The organism is Thermosynechococcus sp. GLH187 (genome assembly GCF_031583395.1).
In the GTDB taxonomy this organism is placed as follows: Bacteria; Cyanobacteriota; Cyanobacteriia; order Thermosynechococcales; family Thermosynechococcaceae; genus Thermosynechococcus.
On sequence record NZ_CP134175.1, the window covers coordinates 1,000,179 to 1,024,139 of the forward strand.

General features: G+C 52.8%; 24 protein-coding genes. 9 read left to right on the forward strand and 15 right to left on the reverse strand.

Translation table 11 applies throughout. The annotated features are described in order from the left end of the window. Positions 1-13 precede the first annotated feature (13 nt). The 7 genes from RHI63_RS04685 (at position 14) to RHI63_RS04715 (ending at position 6,496) form a co-directional block, all read left to right on the forward strand. Complete coding sequence (locus tag RHI63_RS04685) at positions 14-1,327, forward strand: CO2 hydration protein (RefSeq protein WP_206201278.1); 1,314 nt, start codon at positions 14-16, stop codon at positions 1,325-1,327. Positions 1,328-1,423: 96 nt separating this feature from the next. Beyond that, positions 1,424-1,687: a glutaredoxin 3 gene (gene grxC / locus RHI63_RS04690; RefSeq protein ID WP_206201279.1), complete on the forward strand. Its 264-nt coding sequence runs from the start codon at positions 1,424-1,426 to the stop codon at positions 1,685-1,687. A 10-nt stretch (positions 1,688-1,697) separates the two neighbouring features. Beyond that, positions 1,698-2,654: a glutathione synthase gene (gene gshB / locus RHI63_RS04695; RefSeq protein ID WP_310801690.1), complete on the forward strand. Its 957-nt coding sequence runs from the start codon at positions 1,698-1,700 to the stop codon at positions 2,652-2,654. 67 nt (positions 2,655-2,721) lie between these two features. Then, positions 2,722-3,723 (forward strand): DNA methyltransferase, encoded by a 1,002-nt coding sequence (locus RHI63_RS04700; protein WP_315863346.1) that lies wholly within the window; start codon positions 2,722-2,724, stop codon positions 3,721-3,723. A 17-nt stretch (positions 3,724-3,740) separates the two neighbouring features. Continuing rightward, a complete protein-coding gene (locus RHI63_RS04705; protein ID WP_310801570.1) occupies positions 3,741-4,406 on the forward strand; it encodes a hypothetical protein in 666 nt (221 codons plus the stop codon). Between the two features lie 145 nt (positions 4,407-4,551). After that, a complete protein-coding gene (gene leuC, locus RHI63_RS04710; protein ID WP_310437865.1) occupies positions 4,552-5,955 on the forward strand; it encodes a 3-isopropylmalate dehydratase large subunit in 1,404 nt (467 codons plus the stop codon). Positions 5,956-6,094: 139 nt separating this feature from the next. Continuing rightward, complete coding sequence (locus RHI63_RS04715; RefSeq protein WP_206201284.1) at positions 6,095-6,496, forward strand: hypothetical protein; 402 nt, start codon at positions 6,095-6,097, stop codon at positions 6,494-6,496. 5 nt (positions 6,497-6,501) lie between these two features. Here the strand turns inward: RHI63_RS04715 and RHI63_RS04720 are convergent, their stop codons facing one another. The 4 genes from RHI63_RS04720 to RHI63_RS04735 are packed head-to-tail and all read right to left on the reverse strand — an operon-like array spanning position 6,502 to position 9,045. Continuing rightward, complete coding sequence (locus RHI63_RS04720) at positions 6,502-7,203, reverse strand: MgtC/SapB family protein (protein WP_206201285.1); 702 nt, start codon at positions 7,201-7,203, stop codon at positions 6,502-6,504. Positions 7,204-7,206: 3 nt separating this feature from the next. After that, a complete protein-coding gene (gene mgtE / locus RHI63_RS04725) occupies positions 7,207-8,583 on the reverse strand; it encodes a magnesium transporter (RefSeq protein ID WP_206201286.1) in 1,377 nt (458 codons plus the stop codon). A gap of 13 nt (positions 8,584-8,596) precedes the next feature. Beyond that, positions 8,597-8,845 carry a hypothetical protein gene (locus RHI63_RS04730; protein ID WP_225901658.1) on the reverse strand — a complete coding sequence of 83 codons (249 nt, stop codon included), beginning with the start codon at positions 8,843-8,845 and terminating at the stop codon, positions 8,597-8,599. A gap of 44 nt (positions 8,846-8,889) precedes the next feature. After that, positions 8,890-9,045: a hypothetical protein gene (locus RHI63_RS04735; RefSeq protein ID WP_206201287.1), complete on the reverse strand. Its 156-nt coding sequence runs from the start codon at positions 9,043-9,045 to the stop codon at positions 8,890-8,892. A gap of 712 nt (positions 9,046-9,757) precedes the next feature. Between RHI63_RS04735 and RHI63_RS04740 the strand changes: the two genes are divergently transcribed. Further along, positions 9,758-13,480: an EAL domain-containing protein gene (locus RHI63_RS04740; protein WP_310821942.1), complete on the forward strand. Its 3,723-nt coding sequence runs from the start codon at positions 9,758-9,760 to the stop codon at positions 13,478-13,480. Here the strand turns inward: RHI63_RS04740 and RHI63_RS04745 are convergent. The 5 genes from RHI63_RS04745 to RHI63_RS04765 form a co-directional block, all read right to left on the reverse strand. Then, entirely contained in the window at positions 13,477-13,926 is a 450-nt protein-coding gene (locus RHI63_RS04745) for a hypothetical protein (RefSeq protein WP_206201289.1), read from the reverse strand. The two genes, RHI63_RS04740 and RHI63_RS04745, sit on opposite strands and share 4 nt — an antisense overlap. Positions 13,927-13,935: 9 nt before the next feature. Further along, the gene (locus RHI63_RS04750) at positions 13,936-15,105 is read right to left on the reverse strand and encodes a cysteine desulfurase family protein (RefSeq protein WP_310821943.1); all 1,170 of its coding nucleotides are present in this window, start codon (positions 15,103-15,105) and stop codon (positions 13,936-13,938) included. Positions 15,106-15,159: 54 nt separating this feature from the next. Continuing rightward, on the reverse strand, positions 15,160-15,390 hold the full coding sequence (locus tag RHI63_RS04755) for a hypothetical protein (protein WP_149817400.1): 231 nt from the start codon (positions 15,388-15,390) through the stop codon (positions 15,160-15,162). A gap of 135 nt (positions 15,391-15,525) precedes the next feature. Beyond that, positions 15,526-16,731 (reverse strand): ribonuclease Z, encoded by a 1,206-nt coding sequence (gene rnz, locus RHI63_RS04760; protein ID WP_310821944.1) that lies wholly within the window; start codon positions 16,729-16,731, stop codon positions 15,526-15,528. Between the two features lie 2 nt (positions 16,732-16,733). Beyond that, positions 16,734-17,381, reverse strand: a complete 648-nt coding sequence (locus RHI63_RS04765; protein ID WP_310821946.1) for a DUF3386 domain-containing protein — start codon at positions 17,379-17,381, stop codon at positions 16,734-16,736. Positions 17,382-17,544: 163 nt separating this feature from the next. On the opposite strand from RHI63_RS04765, the gene RHI63_RS04770 reads away from it, so the two are divergent. Next, positions 17,545-18,078 (forward strand): P-loop NTPase family protein, encoded by a 534-nt coding sequence (locus RHI63_RS04770; protein ID WP_310821947.1) that lies wholly within the window; start codon positions 17,545-17,547, stop codon positions 18,076-18,078. A 12-nt stretch (positions 18,079-18,090) separates the two neighbouring features. Here the strand turns inward: RHI63_RS04770 and RHI63_RS04775 are convergent, their stop codons facing one another. The 6 genes from RHI63_RS04775 to RHI63_RS04800 all read right to left on the reverse strand — a co-directional run bounded on the left by RHI63_RS04775 (position 18,091) and on the right by RHI63_RS04800 (position 23,899). Then, on the reverse strand, positions 18,091-18,957 hold the full coding sequence (locus RHI63_RS04775; RefSeq protein WP_310801574.1) for an alpha/beta hydrolase: 867 nt from the start codon (positions 18,955-18,957) through the stop codon (positions 18,091-18,093). Between the two features lie 173 nt (positions 18,958-19,130). Then, positions 19,131-19,328, reverse strand: a complete 198-nt coding sequence (locus RHI63_RS04780) for a hypothetical protein (RefSeq protein ID WP_206201295.1) — start codon at positions 19,326-19,328, stop codon at positions 19,131-19,133. Positions 19,329-19,448: 120 nt separating this feature from the next. Then, positions 19,449-20,261, reverse strand: coding sequence for a carbon-nitrogen hydrolase family protein (locus RHI63_RS04785; RefSeq protein ID WP_302676632.1), 813 nt, complete (start codon positions 20,259-20,261; stop codon positions 19,449-19,451). A gap of 60 nt (positions 20,262-20,321) precedes the next feature. Next, positions 20,322-20,519 (reverse strand): hypothetical protein, encoded by a 198-nt coding sequence (locus tag RHI63_RS04790; RefSeq protein WP_206201297.1) that lies wholly within the window; start codon positions 20,517-20,519, stop codon positions 20,322-20,324. A 444-nt stretch (positions 20,520-20,963) separates the two neighbouring features. Beyond that, positions 20,964-22,028 (reverse strand): tRNA preQ1(34) S-adenosylmethionine ribosyltransferase-isomerase QueA, encoded by a 1,065-nt coding sequence (queA, locus tag RHI63_RS04795; RefSeq protein ID WP_206201298.1) that lies wholly within the window; start codon positions 22,026-22,028, stop codon positions 20,964-20,966. Next, a complete protein-coding gene (locus RHI63_RS04800) occupies positions 22,028-23,899 on the reverse strand; it encodes a serine/threonine-protein phosphatase (protein WP_310743465.1) in 1,872 nt (623 codons plus the stop codon). The genes queA and RHI63_RS04800 overlap by 1 nt, the downstream gene beginning before the upstream one ends. Between the last annotated feature and the right edge of the window lie 62 nt (positions 23,900-23,961).

The following is a 23,961-nucleotide window of genomic DNA, read 5'->3' on the forward strand; positions in this document are numbered from 1 at the left end:
CAGAGAGGAAACCATGGTTGAAACAATTGAGCGTCCCAGTTCGGCAAAACTGCCCCCACTGGATCACCCCCTCGCCGACATTATTTACCGCCTTGAGGCGGGGGGTGCCCTCATTCCCGACACGCCAGTGAACCTGATGAAGATCATCGGTATGTACAAGGCCTACGCCATTCCAATGGACTTTTACTGGCGGAATTTGCTGTACCTCGGTGAGCGGGTATTTATCCATCCTTTTCCCTTCTTCAAGTATTTTCCAACCAAGGACTACTTTGAATTGGCCAATCACTATGCTGGGGATACAGCGGATCTGCGGATTTGGCGTGGCCCTGCCCATGCCCACCCCGAATTGATGGAATTTATTGCAAAGGGGGAAACAGGGAAAATGCCGCGTCTGCTCCACCACCTTTGGCACGACCGCATCAACATGGAGTTTTCCGAAAGCTTGGCGCGCTCAATGATGTGGCATCGCATGGGTGGGCAGCTGGATATCTACCTTGACACTGAAGAGTACAAAGCCGCCGCCGATAGGGCAATCCGCGCCTACTTCAAAGGCAACCCGCTGATGCTCGGGCTGTACAAGCTCTTTCCCGACCTCTTCTTGGAGCAGGCTCGCCAAGCCACCTACATGAACGTGCTGGGGCTATTTTGGGAAGTGATGGCACCCGTCTTCTTCGAGATGAGCGATCGCTATGACGAGGGCAGCATTACCAGCGTCAAGGATGCCATGAACTTCTTGGTCAATGGAATTTTTGCCATTGCCGGTCGCCCGATTTACCACCACGTCTATATTGATGGCGAGGTGCATGTCCTTGTGCCCAAGGAAAAGGGCTTTATGTGGCTCTATGAAGCGGCCTTCCCCTATGTGGAAGCGGTCTTTTACCGCACGGCGCCCTTCCGGGGAACGAAGTCCTACAATGCCCAAGCCAATCAGGTGCCCACTGATCAGGTGGACTTCCACTATGGCATTCTCTTTGCCGATAAATTCCCGGTGGGGACGGCGGGGATTCCCCCCACACTGCTGCATCAGGACATGTATCACTTCCTACCCCAGTACCTGAAGGATTACTTCCACCAGCACTGTCGCGGCGAGGATGATATTTTGGTGCAGTTGGGAATTGCCTTCCAGCATGCGATGTACACGGTGACCTCCGCTGTTTTGCAAGCAACCCGTGCCGCCTTCTACTACCCCTTAGATGATCCCAATCCGGAGCATCTCATGGCCAACCGGCGTTTCTTTGTGGCTCAGATGGATCGCTTCTTGCGACCGCAGTACGGCATTGCTGAAGCCTGCAAAATTCGCAATGTCCAAGATCCCAATTATTTGTAGGGAGTTGTAGGACAGGACATTAGGGAGAGGGGGTGTGTCTCTTCTCCCTTTTTGCTAGGCTGGAATCAAAGTGAATTTTTGTAACGAGGTAAAGCCGTGGCCAACGTGGAAATTTATACGTGGTCTCGTTGTCCTTTTTGTATTCGGGCAAAGCAGCTGTTAACCCGCAAGGGAGTAAAATTTACCGAGTACGTCATTGATGGCGATGAAGCGGCTCGTGCTGCAATGGCTCAACGTGCCCATGGCCGGCGATCGCTCCCGCAAATTTTTATTAACAACGAACACATTGGCGGCTGCGATGATCTCTATGCCCTAGAGGCACAAGGCATCTTGGATACGCTCCTGCAAGCGGCAGCCTAGCGGAATGGCCGTGGATATTGCCTTTATTATTGACCCGATCGCCCGCCTTGACCCCGGCCACGATACCAGTGTGGCCTTGATGGAAGCAGCGCAAGCGGCAGGCGCACAGGTGTGGGTAACGGAAATTTCCCAACTGCTGATCCGCGAAGGTCAGGTATGGGCAGCGCTCACCCCGATCCAGTTATCGCCCGTGCAACTAGTGGCCAGCCAGTGGCAGATTCCCCAACCTTGGTTTCAGACGGGGGCAGTGGAATGGCGACCCCTCAACACCTTTCGAGCCGTGTGGATGCGCAAGGATCCCCCAGTCAATACCGCCTACCTCTATGCCACGTACTGTCTTGATTTAATCGATCCCCAGACCACCCTTGTCCTCAACTCGCCCGCAGGGTTACGCCACGCCAATGAAAAGATGTATGCCCTGCAATTTACGAGTGTGATTCCCAAGACGATTGTCACAGGAGATAAGCAGCGCATTCGGGAATTTGTGCAGCAGCAGGGCATGGCGGTGCTCAAGCCCTTGGGGGGCAAAGCCGGAGAAGGCATTCTCTTTTTGCAGGCGGGCGATCGCAACCTCAATTCCATGATTGAAATCAGTACCCAACGCGGACAACTGCCCGTGATGGTGCAAGAGTATCTACCCGCGGCCAAGGAAGGCGATAAACGAATCATTCTCCTCAATGGGGAACCCATTGGTGCTGTGAATCGGATTCCCACAGGGGATGAATTTCGGGGCAATATGGCCACAGGGGGACGGGTGGCAGCAGTGGAAATTACCGAGCGCGATCGCCAGATTTGTCAAACTTTAGCCCCTGCCCTACGGCGCGATGGCCTGTACTTTGTGGGGATTGATGTCATTGGTGGCTATTTGACAGAAGTGAATGTCACTAGCCCCACGGGCGTTCGTGAGATCGATCGCCTCAATGGGACTTGCCTTGGTCAACAGGTGATGGCTTGGCTATTAGGTTAACATTGAGTCATGCTTAGCCACTCAGGGGATGTGATTCAAACCAGTAATCAAGTTTTGATAAAGCGATATGGTTCACAGCAAAGAACGCGCCCCCAGAAATAGAACAATTACGTTGACCGAGCAAGAACAAGCGAAGTATCGACAGCGACTCCTACGGTTGAGTCATCCTGTGAGCCTATCAGAAATCATTAACCGCACCATCCATCAAGATATCTTTGAGGTCATCAAGTTTCTCCCAAGTCAATTTGTTGATTTGCTGTTTATTGATCCACCTTACAACCTGAACAAAGTATTTAACTCAATTAGCTTCAAGAAAAAAAGTTTAGAGGATTACATCAACTGGCTAGAGTCTTGCTTGTCGAGTCTTGAAAAAATTCTAAAACCAACTGCATCTATTTACATTTGCTCTGATTGGGAATCCTCAACTGCTGTATTTGAAGTCATTAAAGACCGTTTTCAAATCCGCAACCGAATTACATGGGAGCGCGAGAAAGGACGAGGAGCAAGCAAGAATTGGAAAAATGCCTCTGAGGATATATGGTTCTGCACTGTTTCTAATGAGTACACCTTTAATGTTGAGGCTGTTAAGCTCAAGCGTAAAGTCATCGCTCCCTATAGAGTCAATGGACATCCCAAAGATTGGGAAGCCACGGAAGAAGGAAATTACCGCCTAACGCATCCTTCTAACCTGTGGACAGACTTAACTGTGCCCTTTTGGTCAATGCCAGAAAATACAGATCATCCCACCCAAAAGCCCGAGAAACTACTGGCTAAGGTCATTTTAGCTAGCTCCAATCCAGATGACATTATTTTTGATCCGTTCCTCGGCTCCGGAACAACCTCTGTCGTTGCCAAGAAGCTCGGTAGGCGTTTTTTGGGGGTTGAACTGGATGAGACTTATGCTTGCCTAGCGGAGAAGCGCCTTGAAATGGCTGAAGTAGATGCTTCGATTCAGGGCTATGCTGATGGCGTGTTTTGGGAAAGAAACACATTAAGTGAGCAAGGACGTTTTACGCAAAAGCAGTATCAGTGCGAAAAACTATTTCACCAACCAGAGCTTTTTCCCTAGAGGAAACATAAGAATCAATGGAAAAAAGACATATTTTCTATGGTGATCAGATTGGTCAAATCGAAGAAAACATCAAAGAACTCTTAAACTCACAGGAAGATTTCTTGTCTGCTGTGACAATCAATAGCCCAAGAGCTGTTGGCGATGCTGTTCAGCAAATTCTTGCCAATCATCTACAGGCGGTTCTTGGTGAAGAGATTTGTAAAAACTATTCAGCACATTTTGCCCGTAGAGCCATGGCTGATCTCGCTTTCAAGGATGATCAAGGATTTTACTATGTCATTGACGTGAAAACCCACAGATTGAGTACACAGTTTAATATGCCCAATTTAATTTCTGTAGAACGCCTCACTCGTTTCTATCAATCAGATGAAAATGTTTTTGCAATTTTGCTGATTGCCTATGAGGCTCAAAGAACTCGTATCGGTATTGAAAATGTTCAATTTCTGCCAATCGAGTTTTTGGGGTGGGACTGCTTAACAATTGGCGCTTTGGGTTGGGGGCAAATTCAGATTGCGAACTCTAATGTTTTAACGATTAACCGTGGCTACTCCCGTAAGCAGTGGATGCTTGAGTTGTGTGATGCATTAGCTGAATTCTATCCCCGTGAAATTAGCAAAATTGAAGGGCGGTTGAAATACTTTACAAAGGTTCGCGAGTTTTGGCTTAATCATAGCGATTAAAGCTTTTTTCATAAAGTTAAACATCATAAACCAAGCTGCAACATGGCTGTGATGCGACTGAAAACGGATAGTTGCCTTGTATAATCACTGTACTGAATCTCTTCCTTTTGCCTATAATTGATAGGCTGGATTTTTTCACGAGTCTATGAGTCGCGGCACACTCTTTGATAAGGTTTGGGAACAGCACACGGTGGCGACACTGCCCTCAGGGCAAACGCAGCTCTTTATTGGCCTGCACCTGATTCACGAAGTGACGAGTCCCCAAGCCTTTGCCATGCTGCGGGAGCGGGGATTGGCGGTGCTGTATCCGCAGCGAACCGTGGCGACGGTGGATCATATTGTGCCGACAGATACGCTGGCGCGTCCTCTCCAAGATGCCCTTGCCGAAGAGATGCTGCAAGCCCTTGAGGCGAATTGCCGTGCTCACAATATTCCTTTCTTTGGGATTGGCTCTGGTCGTCAGGGCATTGTCCATGTGATTGCTCCCGAGCAGGGGTTAACGCAACCGGGGATGACGATCGCCTGCGGGGATAGCCACACCTCTACCCACGGTGCCTTTGGGGCGATCGCCTTTGGGATTGGCACCAGTCAAGTGCGGGATGTGTTGGCGACTCAGACCCTCGCCCTCAATAAGCTCAAGGTTCGCAAAGTAGAAGTGAATGGCTCCCTTGGCTCTGGGGTCTATGCCAAGGATCTCATCCTCCACATTATTCGCCACCTTGGTGTTAAAGGCGGTGTTGGCTATGCCTATGAGTTTGCTGGCAGTACCTTTGCCCAGCTCTCAATGGAAGAGCGGATGACCGTCTGCAATATGGCCATTGAAGGGGGAGCCCGCTGCGGTTATGTCAACCCCGATGAAACCACCTTTGCCTATTTACGAGGCCGCCCCTTTGCTCCCCAAGGCAAGGCTTGGGATGAGGCGCTGGTGTGGTGGCGATCGCTCGTCAGTGATGCCGATGCTGAATACGATGATGTTGTCACATTTGCAGCTGCAGATATTGCACCGACGGTCACTTGGGGCATTACCCCCGGCCAAAGCGTTGCGGTGGATGAGACCTTGCCCACCCTAGAGAGTTTGCCCGAGGCAGAACGGGCGATCGCCGCTGAAGCCTATGCCTACATGGATCTGCAACCGGGGCAGCCCATTCAAGGCACCAAGATTGATGTCTGCTTTATTGGCAGTTGCACCAATGGTCGCATTAGTGATCTGCGGCAGGCTGCCAAAGTTGTCGAAGGGCGCAAAGTCAAACCCGGTGTCAAAGCCTTTGTGGTTCCCGGTTCAGAACGGGTGAAAGCGCAAGCCGAAGCGGAGGGTCTCGATGTCATTTTCCAAGCCGCAGGGTTTGAATGGCGCAATCCTGGTTGCTCGATGTGCCTCGCCATGAATCCCGACAAGCTGCAAGGGCGTCAGATCAGTGCCTCATCTTCCAATCGCAACTTCAAAGGACGCCAAGGATCAGCAGCGGGACGGACACTCCTCATGAGTCCAGCGATGGTGGCCGCCGCAGCTATTACGGGTGAAGTTACAGATGTGCGGGCATTTCTTTGATGTCCTGCTTAATAGATATCAAGTTCTTTATCAGCCCTGTCACATTCCCTAAAGTATGAAATTATCCTCCTAGACAATGACAATAGAGACAAGGGGAGGAGCGGTTTATGTTTCCAATCTTTCCAAAAGGAGGCTGTCTATGAAAATGTTACAGGGCTTGCTAGGCGCAGTGGTTCTGGGTATGGCCTCTATTTTGCCTGCTGCTGCTGAGACGCTAGTTTCTGATAGCGGGCTGACTGAAATTTACGGCTACCAGCTTAGCCCCTTGCCGGGAGATATCTTGCCCTACACCACCAAAGTCAATGGACGAGTTTATGAGGGCACCATTAACGTCACGGCAAGCGGCAATGGCTTCGTGCGCGGCTTTTTTAGCGATCGCGATCTTGGCGGTAATTTTGGCTGTAGTGGCGAAGTAACCATTCAATGGGTACGGGATAATCGCTATATTTCCGTGTGGCGAGTTGGCGGTACTTATACGCCGCGTCTGCAATGTCCGCAAGCGGGCACCACGGCTCGTCTGAATATGCGCCTCTATCCCTAGAGAAATCAACCATACTCCTGCTCTGTAATGCGCCAGCGCGCCGAAAGAACACTGGGTTCTAAACTCAAGCGGCTCACCAGCCCTTCTACAAAGTCATCATTGCGCTCTTGACTGAGGAGTTCTGCTTCAATATGGACGCGATCGGGGGTGTCTTCAATATCCTCGCTGAGGAGCGATCGCAACTTCAGCCGACTGCCCGCTAATGACTGCAACAGCAGTGCCCGCAAATGAGCCTCTGCCTCAGCACGGCAGACAATATCACAGCGATAGCACAACTCCACTTCGGTGCCCTTGAGGGGCTGCTGATTGATGCGATAGCCGAGGGGACGCAAGAGCAGATTGGCCATGAGCACTGCCACTGCTCCTAAGGTTGCCTGATAGAGTAATCCCGAACCACACAGTGCCCCCACCGCCGCTGCACACCAGAGAGTAGCGGCCGTATTCAAACCCCGTACTGAGAGGCCTTCCCGCAGGATCACGCCCCCGCCGAGAAACCCAATACCAGAGACAATTTGGGCGGCAATCCGCGTTGGACTCGCTTCCCCCGGCGTCAAAGCCGAGAGCATGACAAATAGTGCTGCCCCCGTTGCCACGAGGGTATTTGTGCGCAGACCGGCCATGCGCTGCCGCCATTGTCGCTCCAAGCCGAGGGCTGCCCCAAGACAAAAGGCCGCTACCAAACGGACAATAAAATCACTTGTTGACATCGGTTAAAACGACAGCCCTAGGAAGGCACTCACCAGATAGAAGTAGAGCAACAGCCCTGTAAAGTCCTTGATGGTTGTGATAAAGGGATCCGCCGATGGTCCGTGGTCAAAACCCAACTTCAGCAACACCCAAGGAATTAATGCCCCTAAGACCGCCGCGAAGGTAATCACAATAAAAAGGGAAAGTCCCACGGCCAAGCCCAGTTGGGGAATGTCGTTGGGTAACCCTTGCCAGAGGAAGGCAATCAAGCCGCCAGCAGTTCCCAAGATAAGACCCATGATCGCACCAATGCGAAACTCGCGAAAGAGATAACCGCCATAGCGACGAATATCAATGTGCTGCCAAGCAAGACCACGGGCAAAGACAGTGGTGGATTGGGTACCGACATTGCCTCCCATGTCCATGACCACAGGAATAAAAATGGCCACAGCAACGACGGCTTCCAGAACTTCCTCAAAGTACTGAATCACGCCGCCAACAATCATACCGCCAATGAGGGTAATGATCAGGCAGATAATCCGCAGTTGCACTGCATAGCGAATGGGACCGCGCACCAGTCGTTCACTCCAAGCTTGATCGCGGTTGAGCAGGTTACCCACACCTGCTTGCGCCAAAATGGTGCTCGTTGCCTCCTCCTCAATCAGGTCAATCACATCATCAAAGGTGATATCGCCCACCAGTCGCCCCTCTTGATCCACCACAGGAATAGCAGGGACATCGTATTCCTTGAGGAGTTTGGCTGCGGATAGTTCCGGCGCGGTCACAGCGATCGCCAGTTCCTGTCCTTGCACCAAATCCTGAAGCGGCTGGTGGGGATTTGCTTTCATCAACTGGATCGGCTGCACAAAGCCACGATAAAAGCGCTGTTCATCAATGACAAAAATAATGCTCAGGTCATTAATATCCAAGGAACTCTCACGGATAGCGGCGATCGCCTGCTCCACGGTCAAGTCTTGCCGCAGCGCCAAGTAGCGCAGATTCATGCGCCGACCAATTGTGCCCTCAGGATAGCCCAACAGCAGGTTCACGGCGTCGCGGGATTCTGAGCTTAACTGGCTGAGCAACCGTTTGGTGACCTTGGCAGGTAATTCCTCAAAGAGACGCACCCGTTGATCGGCCTCAAGGGCTTCTAGAAAATGCAGAATCTCAGGATCCGTCATCCCTTCAATGAGGGTTGCCTGCTCATCGGGAGTCAGGGCTTCAAAGACTGCGATCGCCTTGTCTTTTTCGAGGAGGCGAAAGGCCAATACCCGCTTATGGGGGTCAATTTGGCGCAGGGCACGCACTAGCTCAGGAATCGTCAGTTGGTTGGCTGTCCGCTTGGCAGCACCGAGACCCTGCGGATAGGTCAGCAGATCATCGAGGGGATTGATTACCATCGCATTGCTCCTTCTATGGTTGACAATTTAGGGTGGGTGAGACAGGGGCATAGGCTTCGCTCAATTGATGCCAGAGATCAGCCAACTGGTTGTAGGCTTCGGATGTAGAAAGTTTCCCACTCGTATGGAGAGCAGCAATAAACCCTGCCCGTTGAGCAAATTTCTGCAGGTAGGCATCAAAGGTCAGCGCGTCTAGGGTGACGTGCCCACGGTAAAGGGTATAGGGGCACAGAAATGCCTGCTTTGCATCGTGGGTCATCATGGTTCTAAGCTCCATTGAGAAACGACAATAGGATGTTTTAGGGTTTAACGAGACAACTCAAAGGGTGAGAACTCTCCCAAGTGGGCGATCGCTTGGCTCATGACCGTAATCATCAGGTGGCCAAGGGCAACACCCAGCACTTCCGAAAGGGTAATTCCCAGCATTTCGGCCATCATGCTGAACAAACAAACTTCAAACATAGAAACTCTCCGTTGCTAATGGTTTTGCCACGCAACAACTTGAGCGATGAAAAGTAGTCGTTCAATAAAAACGCTTGACTACGGGCGATCGCTCTCAACAAAAAACAGATTTGAGCCAGCCAACCTTAGGCAGACTCAGGTAGATACGAGACTGAGACCTATTGACCAACTTGCTTCGTGATCCATCTCCATTTGCAGATCGACTGCCTTGGAACGCGCGGAGATGAACCAGAAGTTCAAGCCATTAGGCAGCAGACAAGTCTGAATTCACCTCGGCGATCCTTAGGGGAGAGAGGCTCCACCTATGGCAGGGATCTTCATTAGCGGAGATGGGGTCACCAGAAGCAGCATTACAGTGACTCCTACTAGACTCCATTAAGAAAATCTCCAAAAATAGACAAATGCCAGCAGCCTAGGAAATCTTCCAACTGCCAATAGGCATTTTAGGGGGTGAGCAAGTCTTTGTCAAGGATCATATGAACAGCTAGGGCATTGCAGTAGGGCATTTCTGGTCGTATCGCCCTTTTCACAGCGATCGAACACCCTCACCCCGGTAAAAGCCCCGATGGCAGAGCACCGCACTCCCGTTATGTCGCTGATATTTCAGGAAAGGGCTGTCATTCGCTAAAATTGTTAATCATTACTTAAAGTTTTATAGTGTAAAACGTCCAGAAGTATCTTAATGCGTGATAAAAATTGTGGATTCTAGCGAATGATTATAGATGAACTTGAGCACTTTACTGAATTATTGGTCAACTACACCGATGATCTCATTTGCCTGCACGAACCGGATGGCAACTATCTATATGTGACTCCCTCCAGCAAAACCCTTTTAGGCTATTCTCCTGGAGAACTGATTGGTAAGAGTCCCTACACATTATTTCATCCTGAGGATGCAGAGCGCATTCGCAGTGGTGCCCATGCCCTCGCCCTGCAAGGCAGTGTGAATGTGATAGAAACCTATCGCATCCGCAAAAAGCATGGCGGATATGTTTGGTTGGAAACCCTCACGCACCCCATTTGTGATGCAGGGGGAAATGTTTTATTTTTAGTCTCCACATCGCGGGATATTACCCGTCGCCGTCAACTCGAGCTAGAGCTACAAGCCAAGCAAGAACTACTGGAAGCCTTTTTTCAACAATCCCTTGAGGCCTGCTTCTTCATGATGTTGGATCAGCCCATCCGCTGGGATGACACAGTCAACAAAGAGGAAATCTTGGAGTATGTCCTTGATCATCAGCGGATTACGCGTGTCAACAGTGCCTTTGCCCAGCAGTATCAATTACCGCCGCAGGAGCTGATTGGCCTGACGCCGCGCATTTGCTTTAAGGATGATCTGGAACTCGCCAAACGGCTGTGGCGAGCACTCTTTGATCTGGGCTATTTTCACATTGAAATTGAACTCCACCGCCGCGATGGTAGCTCCTTTTGGGTTGAGGGGAATTATGTGTGTCTCTACAACCAAAATAAGGAAATCATTGGCCACTTTGGTGTGCAGCGGGACATTAGCGATCGCATGCGTCTGCAAGCAGAAATTGCCCAAAAAACAGCTGAATTAGAGTATTTCTTTGGCTCCTCCCTAGAGCTATTTATGATTGCCGATAGTGAGGGACGGCTGCGGCGGGTGAATCAACACTGGCATACCTGCTTGGGCTATGACCTGAATCGGTTGGCAGGGGCAAAGTTTGAGGAATTTCTCCACCCCGGCGATCGCCCCCGCCATCGGGAGATGCAGCAACGTCTCCTTGCTGGGGAGCAAATCAGTAACCACACAATTCGCCTGCGCACCCAAGGGGGAGACTATCGCTGGTACGAATGGCAAGGCCTGCTCAGTCAAGGGCGCATCTATGGTGCTGCACGGGATGTCACGGAACAGCGCCAATTTAGCGATCGCCTGCAAGCGGCCTACAACCAAGTGACTGATATTTTGGAGAGCATGTCGGATCACTTTTTTGAAGTGGATCGCGACTTCACAGTTATCTATGTCAACGGAAATTTTTGCCGTCTAGTGGGGAAATCTGCCTCAGAGATGCTGGGGCAAAACCTCTGGGATCTCTTTCCCGATGAGCGCAACTCAATTTTTGAAAGCCAAAGTCGGCGGGCAATGGCAGAGCAAACTCCCGTCCAATTTGAAGCCTTCTATGAGGGGCTGAACCAATGGTTTGCGGTACGGGCTTTTCCCACTGGCCGAGGCCTTGCCGTTTTCTTCCGGAATATTACGCTTCAGGTGGACTCCACTACTTCGTTACAGCGACGGCAAACCCAAGCGGAACTCCTGCATCGGCTAACCTTGAAAATTCGCCGTTCCCTTGATCTGGAAACGGTTCTTAAAACCGCCCTTGAGGAAGTGCGTCAACTGCTGGGGGTCGATCGCACGCTGCTTTTCCAGTTCTATGCCGATGGCCGGGGTGAGGTGGTGGCTGAATCGGTGGCGGCACCGCAGTTTTCTCTCATGCACCGCACCTTCTATGACCCCTGTTTCCACCGTGAGTCTGCCGAAGCCTATCTTCAGGGACGGGTACTGGCGGTTGCTGATATTAACACCGCTGAAATAACCCAGTGTCATCGCGACTTTCTCAACCAATTGCAGGTGCGTGCCCTCTTAGTGGTACCGATTATTGAGGAGGAACGTCTCTGGGGATTACTCCTGTGCCACCACTGCTCTTCTCCTCGACCTTGGGCAAGTGACGAGGTCGAATTGATCCGCCAACTGGGCGAACAACTGGGCTTTGGCATCAACCGTGCTGAACTGGTGACTGGGCTGCATCAGGAAAAAGAACGCTATCGGCGGGTGCTGGAGGCTCAAACAGAACTGCTCTACCGCTGTACCCCTGAAGGACACCTCACCTTTGGCAATCCCGCCTTCTTTCGCTATCTTGCTGCTGCGGGCATCAATTGTGATCTGGGGGATGTGCTCCAGCATCCCTTTGATGCGGTGACCCAGCAACGCTTCCAACAGCATCTGCAAGCCCTCACACCAGCGCAGCCCCTCAGCACAATTGAGTGTGGGGTGACATTGCCCCAAGACCAGATTCTTTGGTTTGAATGGACAACCCGCGCTTTTTTTGATCACCAGGGTCGCTGTGTGGAGTATCAATGTGTGGGACGCGACATTACCCGCCGCAAGCAAATGGAGGAGCAGCTGATTCACGATGCCCTCCACGATGCCCTAACGGGACTGCCGAACCGCACCCTGCTCCAAGACCGATTGCAGCATTGCTGGCGGCAGTATCAACGCCATCGCGATCGCCCCTTTGCGGTTGTTTTTATTGATATTGATCGCTTTAAGCGGGTTAACGATAGCTTGGGTCACCAAGCAGGAGATCAGGTGCTGATTACCCTTGCCCAGCGGATGCAAAGTGTGGTGCCGGAGGGGGATACCTTGGCTCACCTGAGTGGCGATGAGTTTGTGGTGCTGTGTGAAGATCTGGATCCTGAGCAAATGGTGGCTCAGGTAGAAGCACGGGTTGCCGATCTAGAGCGGGTGATTCAGGAGCCCTTGGTCATTGATGGCCATCTGTTAAGTCTCAGTGCCAGCATTGGCGTCACCTTTAGCGATCGCGCCGACACCTCGGCCACTACCCTGTTGCGGGATGCCGATATTGCCATGTACCAAGCGAAAAAACAGGGGCTGGGGCAGTATCGGATTTTTGACCCGCAAATGCACACCCAAGCCCAGAGTTGCTTTACGCTGGAGAGTCAACTGCATCAGGCGATCGCCAACAGTGAGCTACAGGTCTATTTTCAGCCCATTGTTCAACTGGAGACGGGGGCGATCGTGGGTCTTGAAGCCCTGAGCCGTTGGTTTGATCCTGAAAAGGGTGAAATTCCTGCCGCCGAATTTATTGGCCTTGCGGAGCAAGCCGGTCTCATTGTTAGCCTTGGCCGACAGGTCTTTGAACGGGCGATGCAGGAATTCAGCCAGTGGCGGCAACAGGACAGCCGTCGCCAGACCATGACCTTGGGCATTAATATCTCGCCTCAACAACTGGTGGATGCCAACTTTGTCAGTGATATTTTGGCAGCGCTGCGCCGTGCCCAATTGCCCCCCCATCTCCTTCATCTGGAGATTACGGAAACGACCATGATCCGCAACCTTGAAGCCACATTGCAGGTGGCCGAGGAACTGCAACAACTGGGGGTTGCCCTCAACATTGATGACTTTGGCACGGGCTATTCCTCCCTGAGTCGGTTGCATCAGTTACCGATCCACGCCCTGAAAATTGATCGCTCCTTTGTCCAGAACTTAGAGAAAAGCCAAGCGGCACGGGAAATTATTGGTGCCGTGATTGCCCTCGGTAAAAGCCTGCGCTTAGATGTGGTGGCAGAGGGGGTGGAGACAGCAACCCAAGCCGCCCAATTAATCGACCTCGGTTGTCGCTATGGCCAAGGCTACCTCTTCTATCCACCATTGCCGATTAATCGCTTGTCCTAGGACTTGCTGCTGGTATCCTCATGGGGAAGAAAGGGCAGGCTTTCCCACCAACTTTGATAGTTTTTCGTCATTTCCTGCCACCAGTCGGCGGGCTGTTGCAGTGCCTGTTGCAGGCGATCGCGCTCCTGTTCGAGACGTTGAAGGTTCATCTCCAGTTGGTGATAGGTGGTTTCTAGGGTGGTGAGTTGAGCATTGAGGGCTTGGTGTTGCTGTTGCCAGTAATCGCTGCCTGCTCGCAATTGTTGATTTTCGGCGGCTATTGCCTGAAGTTGGTGCTGGAGTTGATTGCAGTGATCTTGCAGTCGCACGACTTCGGCTTCGAGGGCGGCTTTTTGCGAGGGGTGTTGTAGCGATCGCAGAATTGTCCACAGCAGAATCAGGGTGGCAACCACGCCATAGCTGGCCAGTGCCCAAGTCCCCTGTGCAGATAATGCCGCCCACACCATGGATACACCCTAGGAAAGAGATACCGCTAAGGGGGGGGCGATCGCCTCTGCAAGATATTGCCGCAGCACCATGGCCAGCCAATCGACATCGGCAGCGGTGGTCTCTCGCCCCAAGGTAATGCGTATTCCCGCTTTGGCGGTTTCAGGATCGTAGCCCATGGCCAAGAGGGTGGGACTGGGTTGGGTTTGACCACTTTGACAGGCGGATCCCGCACTAATGCCAATGCCCGCAAGGTTGAGTTGTCGTACAAAGGTTTTGCCATTCAAGGGCTGGCCGTGGCGATCGCGCACGATCAAACTCAAATGATGGGGCAACCGCTGCCATGGATGCCCTGTTCGTTCCACTTGGGGATGATCCTGCAACTGCTGCCACAGGCGATCGCGCAGTTGAGCAAGGTGCATCGGTTCTGTCGCTAGTTCAGTGGCGGCCCATTCCGCTGCCACCCCAAAACCCACCAAGGTCGGCACTGCTTGGGTTCCCGCCCTGAGGCCCAGTTCTTGTCCCCCGCCACGCAAGAGCGGTTCTAGGGGTACCCCCGATCGCACATAGAGCGCCCCCGCTCCCTGAGGGCCATAAATTTTATGACTGGACAGCGAGAGTAAATCCACGCCTAGCCGTTGCACATCCAAGGGAACTCGTCCGGCCACTTGAACCGCATCCGTATGGAAAAGCACCCCCGCCTCTTGGCAAATGGCTGCGAGTTCAGCAATGGGTTGCAGCGTGCCCACCTCACTTTGGCCGTAGATGATCGAGACCAAGACCGTGTTCGGTTGCAGGGCCTGCCGTAGTTGGGCGGGTTCCACCTCTCCCCAGGGATTCACCGCTAAGCGGGTCACTTGCCAGCCTTGAGCTTCAAGGGCAGCCGCCGGTTTGGCCACCGCCGAATGCTCGACCGCAGAAATAATCAGATGCTGAGGTTGGCGATAGCGTTGGCAAATTCCCCACAGGGCAAGATTATCCGCTTCTGTGCCCCCAGAGGTAAAAATGATTTCATCCGCTTGGGCATGAATCAGTGCTGCCACCTGCATCCGTGCCTGTTCAAGGGCGATCGCTGCACGTTGCCCCCACTCGTGAATACTCGATGGATTACCCCACTGCTGTTCATAGGCCGCCACCATCGCTGCAATAGCCTCTGCTCGACAGGGGGTTGTTGCACCATAGTCGAAATACAGTTGCATGGGCAGGAGCAGCTCCCAAAAACCAATGGCGGAACTGTCATAAAACCCAGTCCCTTAAGCCAATTGTAACCGATTATTCCCTAGCTCCTTTTTGCTGCCAAACCGCTGAATCTGAGAGATAACTTGAATTTCCCCCGCAATAATCCCCGTAACCAGCTCCTGCATTGCTTGATATTCCGTGGCGCTCAGGGAACGCTGCCACAATAATTCATTGATCTGCCGCTCTTGAGCAGGGGTTACGATCCGAGTCGCCTGAATACGGCGGATTAGCTCCAGCAGCGTCATACATCAATCCCCTTGCAATTTGCGTGTATGGTCTCAACTATGCCAGTGCTTCACAAAGCTTAACTGTGATCAACAGCACACAAAGACGTTGATCTCAATCACAAGTTCCTATTTGAGACTGAAAATAGTTGCTCTTTAGAACTCCACGTTGAGGGTGTCCCATGCCACCTGCGGATACAGGCGTTCGAGTTCCTCTAGGCAGGTAAACTTTTGCTGCCGCCGCCGCTCCAAAATCGCATTGGCTGTAGCAGCGTCAATTCCCAGTTTCTGCCGCATCTGCTGGCGCGTGGCACGGTTGATGGCGATCGCTGGCGCAATTTTCTGAGCAACAGCAACCGTTTTCTCCTCACCCCGATTGATCAGGATATCCCCTTTCTCTGGCGCAGTAGCCACGGCTGGATTGTCTTGGGGCGCGTCCCGGAGAATTTCGTAATGGAGAAAATCCCACGCTAAGCGAGTATTGGGGAAAATGGCTTGTGCTTCCGCAAGCAGATCCTCCACCTGCACGGGATTGCCGGGGGCGTAGCGGGCACTAAAGTGGGTGAGGAAGAGCAATTTCACTTGGGCAAAGGCCGCCACCTGAGCCGCCATCGTGGATGTAGAATGCAGCCGTGCAAAAGCCAGATCCGCCTCCTGATGGGAAAATGTCGCCTCGTGGATGAGGACATCCGCCTGCTGGGCTAATTCAACCGCGCTTTCACAAAAGACTGTATCGGTGCAATAAACCATACTGCGCCCCCGCTGCGGTGGATCACAGAAGTCGCGGCCATCAAAGGTGCGGCCATCTGCGAGGGTGATCGTTTTGCCCTGCTTGAGTTGACCATACAGTGGCCCAAAGGGAATTCCCAAGGCTTGGGCTTTTTCCACATGAAAGCGACCGGGGCGATCGCTCTCGGTGACGCGGTAGCCAAAGGCGGGAACACGATGATGCAGCAGCCGACAGGTCACCGTAAACTCGCCATCACTAAAGACTTCCCCCGGCTCGACGGTATGCACCTGCAACTTGTAGGGAAGCCGCATCACCGACCAGCGCAAACAACTGGCAATGTAGCGATCCAACGTCGGCGGGCCATAGACATCAATTTGACTCACGGTTCCCGCAAGGCCACAACTGGCAAGCAAGCCCATCAGGCCAAAGATGTGATCGCCGTGCATGTGGGTAATGAAAATGCGGCGGATCTGACTGGTTCGCAGGTCACTGCGCAGCAATTGGTGCTGGGTGGCCTCACCGCAGTCAAAGAGCCAAATTTCCTTGCGCTGAGGCAGCCGCAGAGCCACACTGGAAACATTGCGTGTGCGGGTGGGCACCCCAGAACTGGTGCCTAGAAATGTAATTTCCACGCTTAGTCGGCTAAAAGTTGCAGATCATCAAAACGAATTTCAAAGGTGCTGGTCTGACCATTTTCATGGGTGTGCACCACCTGCCGGCTCATCAGGTAGTAATTGCCGACGGGCACATAGGTATCCTCAAATTCCATTTGCCGCAGCACTTCGTTGGTTTGCGGATTGCGGAAGACAGCCACATAGTTGGTGGAAATGTAGCCTGCACCGGTATCAAGGGCTTCACGGTGGGTAATGGCAAAGGCAACTCGCCCCATGACACGGCTGACATAGACAATTTGATTGTCCCGCACCTTGTAGTTCGACCCCATGGCGTCACCGCTAACGAGGATTTCCACTGCCCCGCTGGCGTCGGTTTCCCCAGTTTGGAAGGTGTTTTTGCCGTGGGCCTCTTCAAAACGGTTGCGCTTGCGATGGACAATCACATCCCGCAATTGGTTGTAGAGGGATTCGCGAACTTGTTCGTCTTCTATGCCACTCACTTCAACGGCGTAGTCGCGGCTCACTTTTACCTGCCCTTGGTAGGCGCGATCGCCCTCAATGAGCGTGACCTTGGCCGTAAAGCCGGGAAAATTCTCATCCCATGTGTAACGATTTTCGTAGGCAGCGCGAAAGAGCGCCTCAGCATCAAGAGCCTGTGTCGCTGGCATGGGGGCATCCTCAGTAACAGTCACATTGTTTTAAGATAACTCAATTTTCTGACCCCTTGACGACCACGTATATCTAGTGTTCACTAGGGTTAAATCATTGCGCACTACACTAGATGTATAACCCCTAGGGGGTCGTTCTCCTTTTTAACTGGACAGGAACACGATGGTGGCACAACTCGCGGTTTCCGTTTCTGAGGCAGGCTTGCCCCTAACCTATGGTATTGAGGGAGTGGTGCAGGTGTTTACCTGTCCGCAGCGACACTTTTTCACCACGGTCATGGCGCAGGCGTTGCGGGTTGCTGCCCAAGGCAGTGGTGTCCTGATTGTGCAATTCCTCAAGGGGGGGATTCAAACGGGAATCGCGCATCCGATTCAGTTGGGTCAGCATCTCACGTGGTGGCGACCGGCGCTGCAACGCTGTTTAGGCCAAGGAGATTCGATCACTGCCGAAGAAAAAGCCGCAGTGCGTGAGCTATGGCAGCATCTGCAAACCACGGTGCAAGGGGGACAGCATCGCTTGGTGGTCTTAGACGAGGTGAGTGTGGCCATTCAACTGGGGGTACTGAGTGAAGCAGAGGTACTGGATTTTCTCCAGAATCGCCCACGTACTCTCGATGTCATGCTGACAGGACCTGAAATGCCAGAATCGCTGCTGGCGATCGCTGACCAAATTACACAGTTGCGGCGTTTAATTTAGGTTGGTTTAGGTCTAATTTAGGGCAGCAGAAACGGTCTCTAGCCACTCTAGCAAATACTCATTGACCAAATCGGGTTGCTCCTGCTGCACAAAGTGGCCACAGTAGTCCAAGTATTGAATTTTCAGTTCCTTGACGTAGGCTTCCGTGCCGTAGGTGAGTTCCATACCCAAGGTGGGGTCTTGGCGCCCCCAGAGCATCAAGGTTGGTACATCTAGGACGCCCCACTCCCGACTCCAGAGACTTTGCAACCCGGCACGGTAGTAGTTGAGCATTCCCGATAGGGCACCCCGTTGGGCGGCCGCATCCTGATAGCGGGCAATGTCCACCGCCCGAATTGCCTGCTGGTTCACCGCTGCCCAGCGAAAGATTTGGGCGATCGCTCCATAGCCCCCCCACTCCAAGAGCAGCTCCGGCAGCCACGGCAGTTGAAACAGCAGCATATAGCTACTGCGCAACCATTGCTCGAAACTCAACAGTTGAAACTTAGCAGGATGGGGACAGGCTAGCACACTCAGGGTTTGAATCCGCTGCGGCACCGCATAGGCCACGCCCCAAGCCACCATCCCTCCCCAATCATGCCCCACCAAATGACAGCGACGATAGCCAAGGCCGTCAATGACACCAACAATGTCGAGAATTAACTCGTCAAGAACATAGCTAGCGGTATCTTGGGGTTTATCGCTGAGATTATAGCCGCGCAAATCTAGGGCAACGACTTTGTGCTTTTCCGCCAAGACAGGAATTTGATGTCGCCAAGAGTACCAAAACTCGGGAAAGCCATGGAGCAGCAGCACTAACTCCCCTTCTCCTTGGGTGACATAGTGGAGACGAATCCCATTGGAGACAATAAACTTATGGATCCACGGGCCTTCAATCATATGCACCTTGGGGGCTGGCACTTTACCACTATAACCAAGGGAACGCCAAAGGATAGGGTTGCCCCAACCTCGAATATCAACCCCCCCAAGGAATGCGCCGTGAGGGTAATATGTGACCTCAGGAGTCAGAATGCTCCTCGTATAGGGGCAAAGCTTACAATTCTTACCAATTTTTAATAGGCAAGGGTTTCGAGAGCCTGACGCAGGTAAGCGGTAACGCAAGCATCAAGATCCGTGGGCTGCTCAACGACAACACTGGCCTGCTTTTCGCTCAGCCAACGCTGAAAACCCGAACTGTGGGCGATCGCCCGCTTCAGGGAGTTCCAAACCTCGGCGGAGGCTTGCGGATTGGGAACCGTAACGCTATCCATAGATACTCTCCTAGTGGGTTTGGAGTGAGGGCAAGGATTCACCTATGGTTCTACGATAGCGTAGGAAACTTCCCCCGGCTGTATGCCATGTTACGATTTATTGCAGAATTTGCCCAAAACCTAGAAAAAGACGCGATGTTGCAGGCAGGGCATTTGCTGGCGCACCTGTTCGAGGCGGCTGGGTTCAATGGCCGCAATGGCGAGGCCGGGGCGATCGCCGGCATCCGCCAAAATGGTTCCCCAAGGATCCACAATCATGGCATGGCCATGGGTTTGCCGCCGCGCATAGTGAATTCCCGTCTGAGCCGGTGCAATCACGTAGCAGGTATTTTCAATCGCCCGCGCTTGCAGGAGAACTTGCCAGTGATCCTTACCCGTGAAGGCGGTAAAGGCCGCCGGCACAAACAGCACCGTTGCCCCCGCTTGGGAGAGCGCGCGGTAAAGTTCTGGAAAGCGAACGTCGTAGCACACCGACAAGCCGATATTCCCCAGTTCCTTACTGGGATAGACAGAGGGCAACTGCCGTCCCGCTAGCACTGTGCCCGATTCGTGGTAGATATTGCCATCGGGCAAATCGACATCAAATAAATGCACCTTTTGGTAACGGCTCAATTCTTCTCCGTTAGGACCAATGAGGACTGCTGTGTTATAGACTTTGCCTGCAGTTGCTGGTACTGGGTAGCCACCCCCCACTAAGGTAATCTGAAATCGCTGCGCCATGCGTTTCAAAAAAGCCTCAGTCCGCTCAGCGATTGTTGCCGCTTGGGCGACCTTCTCGCGATCGTCACCGAGAAAAGAAAAGTTTTCTGGCAACCCAATGAGTTCTGCTCCCCGTCTCACCGCCAATTCAATCAATTCTTCTGCCTGCGCCAGATTTGCCTCAAGATTCGGTTGGCTCGTCATTTGTACTGCGGCAGCGAGATAGGATTTCATGCCCATTGAAAAAAAGACAGCAATCCCTCATTCTATCGTCACAATCTGCCTAGGGCAAGTCTAGCGAGAACGCAGGTTCCGGAAGATCGGATTGCGTTGGGTCGGGAGCTGATGCTCATGGGCAGTGCGGTAGGCCCAAAAGACATAGCCGGCAATAAAGAGGTTCAACAGCACGACTAGCAGTAGCTTGGGACCACTAATGGGATGCAAGCGCGGCGTTTTTTGCCGTGTTTTTTGGGGTAGGAATTGAACGGCCATGGCTGCTCTCAGAACGCAACAGTTCCAGAGTCCACCATCATTAGTCGTTGTCCACTCTCAATTTGTCTTCTCTGGCCAATAATGGCGATGTTCCGGTTGCCCCTACTATAGATCGCTACCCCATTCGCCACCCAGCATCTGAAATGTTTTTTAATGCCTAGTCACAAAACTACACTATCGCTCAGACGCCCCCAACATGCCCCTAAAAAGCCATCCGCCCCCAAGGAAGGCCTTAGGAGCGGTCTGGTGGTTATCGTGGGTATCAACTGCTAGGAGAAGTGGCCTCCTAGGTGTGATTTCAAATCAACAGATGGAGAACAACTCTTCCCTAGAGCTGAGCTACTCCAAAACGACGACCCAAGCGCTTACTACTATCTGCCATGGGCATCACCTCCATCTCCCTGAACGGTAGTTTGCAAAACAACTGGCTTTAAGATAGCACACTCAAACGGTATTGTGGCAAGCGCTGGGCAAAATGAGCATGGCATCGCCAAAGGAATAGAAGCGGTACTGGCGATCGATGGCCTGTTGGTACAACTGAAGCAACCGTTCGCGGCCAATAAAGGCACTGACGAGCATCATCAAACTAGAGCGGGGCAGATGAAAGTTGGTAATGAAGCCCTCGACTATCTTGGGCTGATACCCCGGATAGATATAGAGATCACTCTTGCCACAAAAGGGCTGAAGGGTGCCGGATTGGGCTGCCGTTTCTAGGGAGCGAATAACAGTGGTACCGACGGCAATAATCCGTCCTCCGTCAGCTTTGGCGGCCTGAATCCGCTCGACGGTAGCAGCTGGTACCTCAATCCATTCTTCGTGGAGATGGTGATGGCGAATATCGCTGGCCTCCACAGGACGAAAGGTGCCAATGCCCACGTGGAGCGTCAAAAAACAATGATCAATGCCGTGATAGGCCAACTTACTCAAGAGTTCGGGGGTAAAGTGCAAGCCAGCGGTTGGCGCAGCCACAGCACCGGGACGGCGAGCATAGACGGTTTGGTATTGTTCAGTATCTTCAATGGGGTTGTCAATGTAGGGAGGTAAGGGCACTTCCCCTAGGTGATCAAGATAGGACCACAGGCGATCGCCCGGCGGCAGGTCAAATTCAATCACCCGGCCTCGGGTCTCCTCATCAATGGCCTGTACCGTTGCTTGCAGTGTGCCGATTTGAATCACGGCTCCAGGGCGCAATTTTCGTCCCGGTTTGACAAGGGCTAGCCACTGGCGATCGCTCAATTCTTCGAGAAGAAACACCTCAACGGTACGGCCAGAGCCGCCCACTTTTTGACCCCTCAGCCGTGCCGGAATCACCCGTGTATCATTGAGTATTAGCAAATCCCCCGGTTGCAACAGTTGCGGTAGCTCATAGAAGTGGTGATCGGTAGCAGTCTCCTGTGCCACCACCATCAGGCGGGAATGATCGCGGGGAGAAACGGGCTGTTGGGCAATCCGTTCCGGAGGCAGGTGATAGTCGTAGGCGTCGAGGGAAAAATCGTCAGAACTCGGCATTATTGGGGTGGGGTCAACGGTGAGGGGGATGGCTCTACCACAGAGCGATTCATAGAAGTCATCACAGCCAGAAAGCCAAGGGCAGCGGTGGCAACGCCCACAGCCACCAGCAGTAGCAGCCACGCTTGGAAACGAGACCTTTGGGCTGGCGGCGGCTTGGGTTGGGGTTGAGGGGGTTCCACAATCTGGGAAACCGTCAGGTCGAGATCCGCTGGATCGGGTGGGGGGACGTAGCCCATTGTAATGTCTGTCACCTCTGGCAACTCCCCTTGACAAACAATATCGCTGTAGTCCAAGTCAATGACACCCGCTGCATTCTTCACCCGACAGTGAATGAGCACCACCGTCACATTGTCATGGCCATTGAGGCGATTGGCAAGATCAATGAGTTGTTCGGCCGCAGCAGTGAGGGCAAGCTGACCTTGGAGCACAGGCAGGAGGTACTGTGGCCAGTAGGTTTCGACACGATTAAAATCACTGAGGCCGTCGGAACACAGCAAAAGAATTCCCTCTTCATCCAGTAAAAAGCGTTCTACTGTGGGGTGCAGATGCTGGGAGGGTGCCATCCCCAACGCTTGCACCAAGGAACCACCATAGGGCAGCTCAAGGGCTTGATGGTAGGTACTCATCCCCAAGCGCACATCACGGCTGGCCACATCGTCATCGAGGGTGAGCTGGTAGCAGCCCCAGCGGTTGATCCAGTAGGCGCGGCTATCGCCAATGTGGGCAAGGTAAAGATGGGCGTGTTCAATCAGGGCACCGACAACTGTGGTTCCCATGCGCTGGCGTTCGTGGCGCTGCTCCGTATCATTGCGTTGATTGATTGCATCATTGGTGCGGCGAATAGCGGTTTGAATCGCCTGTTCAACTGTAGCAGGGGACATCTCCAGCAGCTTGAGGGGGGTTAGCGTCTCCTCAAGAATGTCAATGGCCAAACCGGAAGCGACATCGCCCCCTTCATGCCCCCCGACGCCATCACACACGAGGGCGAACACCTGTGATTGGCTCGTGAGATCGCGCTCTGGAAAGCATTTGTCCTCATTGCGAGTCCGACTAGGCCCTTGGTCGGAGCGGCTAGCAATATCGTAGTGGTACTCATAACCGAGGTGATCGAGAGCCTGTTGAAAGAGGGTCTCTAGGGTGTCACGAATAAATTCAGGGGTGGTTTCCTGAGGATCCTGCATGTGTTGACACAGGATCGTGAAGGCCTGCTGAAAGTTTTCCCCTTGGTCGCTAAAACTGAAATGGGTTTGCCAGAATTTGCCAAGGTCAGTCAAGGTGGGATTATGGCCTGCTTGCAGTTGCAGCAGCCGCACAAGGGATCCCTCGGCTCGCAAAAGCTGGGGATTGAGCAGTGTGAGAGCCACATTTTCTGCCACCAAGGCTGGCCAAAGGGAGATGATTTGCCATAACCAGTTGAGGCGGCGTACTAAATTGGCTTTCTCCCAGATGGTGGTGAGGGGAGCGGCATGGGTGAGACCGGGGGCAATTTTGGCATCGGCAATGTCAATGCAACTGACGGGGGCATGCTCAAGGAGCAACAGTTCACCTTCAGGGAGGGAAAGGGCGCCAAATAATTCCGGGACATGGGGACGCTTGGGAAAGAGGCGCAGATAGGGACGGTAGAGCTGGGAGGTGTTGTCCACACTGGGCGCTGGCTCCCCCGGCAATAGGTCTAAGAGCAAGTGTTTGCCTTGCACTAGATAGCGATCGCCCAACAGTTCACCCACCCTGTAGGGATCCAAACCAGAACCGATCGCCCACAAGTAGCGTTTCAGGAGTGGCACCTGACAGTGGCAACACTCAACTTGGTGAATGGAATTTGCAGTGCCACACTCTGGGCAAATGAGATTAGGCGCAGGTGGATTCATCGCTTCAATCCTGAGGGGGCTGCCGCAGTCACAATCACCCGCAGCAGGTACGCATAAAGTCT